Raw genomic sequence first — 4,012 nt, 5'->3', positions numbered from 1 at the left:
CGGACACACAACGAGTGCCCGGGGTCCTGGTCGGCCCGCCGCCGTCAGGCCGCCTTGGCCGTCGCCTGCGCAACGGCCTGCCTGGCCATGGTGCCGATCAGATGCGCGCGATATTCAGGATCGGCGTGGATGTCGCCGTTGATGCCGTCAGCGGTGTGCTTGAGCCCGTCGAGCGATTTCGGCGCGAAGCGCGCCTTGAGCGCGGATTCCGCCTCAGGCCAGCGAAACACGCCACCCTCGCCCGCGCCGGTCACGGCGACGCGGATCTCGCTGCCGCGCTTGGCGACGAAGACGCCGACCATGGCGTAGCGCGAGGCCGGGTTGCGGAACTTGGCATAGCCCGCCTTCGAGGCGAGCGGGAACGAGACCTTGGTGATGATCTCGCCTTCCTCCAGCGCAGTCTCGTAAAGGCCGGTGAAGAACTCCTCGGCCGTCAGCTTGCGCTTGTTGGTGACGACGGTCGCGCCGAGCGCCAAGAGCGCGGCCGGATAATCCGCCGCCGGGTCGTTGTTGGCGACCGAGCCGCCGATCGTGCCGCGATGGCGCACATGCGGATCGCCGATATGGCCGGCCAGGAAGGCGAGTGCCGGGATCGCCTCCTGCACCTCGACCGAGTTCGCGACCTCGGCATGGGTCGTCATCGCGCCGATCACGAGGTTGCGCCCCTTGCGGGCAATGCCCCTGAGGTCGGCGCAGGCGCCGAGATCGACCAGCGCCGTGGGCGAGGCCAGCCGCTGCTTCATCGTGGGCAGCAGGGTATGACCGCCGGCCAGGAGCTTGGCATCCTCCTTCTTGGCGAGCAGGGTCGCCGCCTGCCGGGCGCTGGTGGGCTTGTGATAGGTGAAAGCGTACATCTGCTTGTCCTTTCAGCTCACTCGGCCGCCAGGCGGCTGATCGACTTCTGCGCAGCGCGCCACACCGCCTGCGGCGTGGCCGGCATCGCGATGTCCTCATGGCCGAGCGCATCGGTGATGGCGTTGATGACGGCGGGCGGCGAGGCGATGGCTCCCGCCTCGCCGCAACCCTTGATGCCGAGCGGATTCGACGGGCACGGCGTCACCGTCAGCCCGACATCGAAGGACGGCAGGTCGTCGGCACGCGGCATGCAGTAATCCATGAAGCTCGCCGTCACGAGCTGGCCGTCCGGGTTGTAGCGGGCGCCTTCCAGCAGCGCCTGGCCTACGCCCTGGGCGATGCCGCCATGAACCTGCCCTTCGACGATCATCGGGTTGATGACGTTGCCGAAGTCGTCGACCGCCGCCCAGCGGTCTATCTTCGTCACGCCCGTATCGGGGTCGATTTCGACCTCGCAGATATGGACGCCGGCCGGGAAGGTGAAGTTGGTCGGGTCGTAGAACGCCCCCTCCTTCAGCCCCGGCTCCAGCTCCTGCCCGTTGAACTTGTGTGCGACATAGGCCTGCAGCGCGCAGGAACCGAAATCGAGCTTGCGATCGGTGCCCTTCACCGCGAAATGCCCGTCCGCGAAGTCGATATCGGCCTCGTCGGCCTCGAGAACATACGCCGCGACCTTCTTGCCCTTGGCGATCACCTTGTCGAGCGCCTTGAAGATCGCGGACATGCCGACAGCACCCGAGCGCGAGCCATAGGTGCCCATGCCCATCTGCACCTTGTCCGTGTCGCCATGGACGATGGAGACATTGTCGATGGGGATGCCGAGCCGGTCGCTGACCAGCTGGGCGAAGGTGGTCTCATGGCCCTGGCCATGGCTGTGCGAGCCCGTCAGCACCTCCACGGTGCCGATGGGATTGACCCGAACTTCGGCCGACTCCCACAGGCCCACGCCGGCGCCCAGCGACCCCACCGCCGCCGAGGGGGCGATGCCGCAGGCCTCGATATAGGATGAGAAGCCGATGCCGCGCAGCTTGCCGGCCCGCGCAGAGTCGCGCTTGCGCTTGCCCAGCCCCTTGTAGTCGATCATCTCCAGCGCCTTCTTCATCGAGGCGCCGTAGTTGCCGGCGTCGTACATCATGATGACCGGCGTCTGATGCGGGAACTTCTTGATGTAGTTCTGCAGCCGGAACTTGGCCGGGTCCTTGCCGAGCTGGCGCGCGGCGACCTCGACCAGCCGCTCGACCACGAATGTCGCCTCCGGCCGCCCGGCGCCGCGATAGGCGTCGACCGGCGCAGTATTGGTGTAGACCGCATCGACCTCACAATAGATCGCCGGGATGTCGTACTGCCCGGAAAGCAGCGGGGCGTAGAGATAGGTCGGCACCGAGGACGAGAAGGTCGACAGATAGGCGCCGAGATTCGCCGTGGTATGAACCTTGAGGCCGAGAATCCTGCCCTCGGCGTCGGTCGCGAGTTCCGCATGGGTGACATGGTCGCGGCCATGCGCATCGGACAGGAAGGCCTCCGTCCGGTCCGCCGTCCACTTCACCGGCCGCCCGACCTTCTTCGCCGCCCAGACGCAGACCGTCTCCTCGGCATAGATGAAGATCTTGGAGCCGAAGCCGCCGCCGACATCCGGCGCGATCACCCGGAGCTTGTTTTCCGGCGCGATTCCGATGAAGGCGGAGAGCACCAGCCGCGCCACGTGCGGATTCTGGCTGGTCGTATAGAGCGTGAAGACACCGTCGCCGGAATCGTAATCGCCGACGGCCGCACGCGGCTCCATCGCGTTGGGCACGAGCCGGTTGTTGACGAGGTCGAGCTTGGTGACGTGCTTGGCCGCCTTGAACGCCTTGTCTGTCGCGTCCTTGTCGCCGAGATGCCAGTTGAAGACGCTGTTGTCCGGCGCCTCGTCATGGACCACCGTTTTGGCTCCGATGGCCCTGGCGGTATCGACCACAGCAGGCAGCTCCTGATAGTCGACAGCGATAGCCTCGGCGGCATCCTTCGCCTGTGCCAGCGTCTCGGCCACCACCACCGCGACATGGTCGCCGACATAGCGGACCTTGCCCTGTGCCAGCGCCGGATGCGGTCCGGCGCGCATCGGCGAGCCGTCCTTGTTGTGGATCATCCAGCCGCAGATCAGCCCGCCGATCTTGTCGGCGGCGAGATCGGCACCGGTGAAGATGCCGAGCACGCCGGGCATGACGGCCGCGGCCTTGGTGTCGATCGACTTGATGCTGGCATGCGCATGGGGCGAGCGCAGGAAACAGGCGTGGGCCTGGCCCGGCCGGTTGACGTCGTCGGTGTAGCGGCCCTGGCCGGTGATGAAACGGTGGTCTTCCTTGCGGCGAACTGCGGCGCCGATCCCTGTAACGGACATGATGTTCCCTCCTCGCACGGCGCCTCTCGTGGACGCCTCACTGCACGGAACGCATGAAGGATGAAGAGCCCGCGGCGAACGCGGGCGGGAGCCTTACTCGGCGGCCTGGCGCAGCGGCGCGGAGCCCTTGCCCATCGCTTCGGCACCGGCGGCGATCGCCTTGACGATGTTGTGATAGCCCGTGCAGCGACAGATATTGCCTTCGAGATCCTCGCGGATCGTCTTCTCGTCGAGTTCGTTGCCGCGGCGGTTCACCATGTCGACCGCGGCCATGATCATGCCCGGCGTGCAGAAGCCGCATTGAAGGCCGTGATGCTCGCGGAAGGCCTCCTGCATCGGGTGCAGAGTAGCTCCGTCGGCCAATCCCTCGATGGTGGTCACGTTCGCGCCGTCGACCGAGACGGCGAGCGTGGTGCAGGACTTCACCGCCTTGCCGTCGAGATGAACGACGCAGGCGCCGCACTGGCTGGTGTCGCAGCCGACATGGGTGCCGGTCAGTCTCAGATTTTCGCGTAGGAACTGCACCAGAAGGGTGCGCGGGTCGACATTGGCGGTGACGGCCTTGCCGTTCACCGTCAGCGAAACAGTGGTCATGAGCACATCTCCTGTGACCCGTCTCTGATGCCTTCCCACCCCCTCCCTGGGTCTGGGTCAGGCCGAACCACTCCGGCAGCTTTGCCCCAGCGGGCAGCCTTTCCTTGGAATAGCTCAAAACCGAGTGTGGACCCGCGTTTTTGCCGGGTCAAGCCGGCGGCGCTTGCAGCACCCCATGCATTT

The 4,012-nt window shown here is 66.3% G+C and carries 3 protein-coding genes; all 3 read right to left on the bottom strand.

The window, feature by feature from the left end:
* Positions 1-44: 44 nt before the first annotated feature.
* The 3 genes from ACIPIA_RS11625 to ACIPIA_RS11615 all read right to left on the bottom strand — a co-directional run bounded on the left by ACIPIA_RS11625 (position 45) and on the right by ACIPIA_RS11615 (position 3,829).
* Positions 45-854, bottom strand: a complete 810-nt coding sequence (locus ACIPIA_RS11625) for an FAD binding domain-containing protein (protein WP_400509639.1) — start codon at positions 852-854, stop codon at positions 45-47.
* Between the two features lie 17 nt (positions 855-871).
* Positions 872-3,235, bottom strand: coding sequence for a xanthine dehydrogenase family protein molybdopterin-binding subunit (locus ACIPIA_RS11620; RefSeq protein WP_400509637.1), 2,364 nt, complete (start codon positions 3,233-3,235; stop codon positions 872-874).
* A gap of 93 nt (positions 3,236-3,328) precedes the next feature.
* Complete coding sequence (locus tag ACIPIA_RS11615; RefSeq protein ID WP_400509635.1) at positions 3,329-3,829, bottom strand: (2Fe-2S)-binding protein; 501 nt, start codon at positions 3,827-3,829, stop codon at positions 3,329-3,331.
* Positions 3,830-4,012: the final 183 nt, after the last annotated feature.

Origin of the sequence: Allobosea sp. CER48 (assembly GCF_044752385.1) — a bacterium.
Lineage (GTDB): Bacteria > Pseudomonadota > Alphaproteobacteria > Rhizobiales > Beijerinckiaceae > Allobosea.
This window is presented reverse-complemented; position numbering and strand designations above follow the sequence as displayed.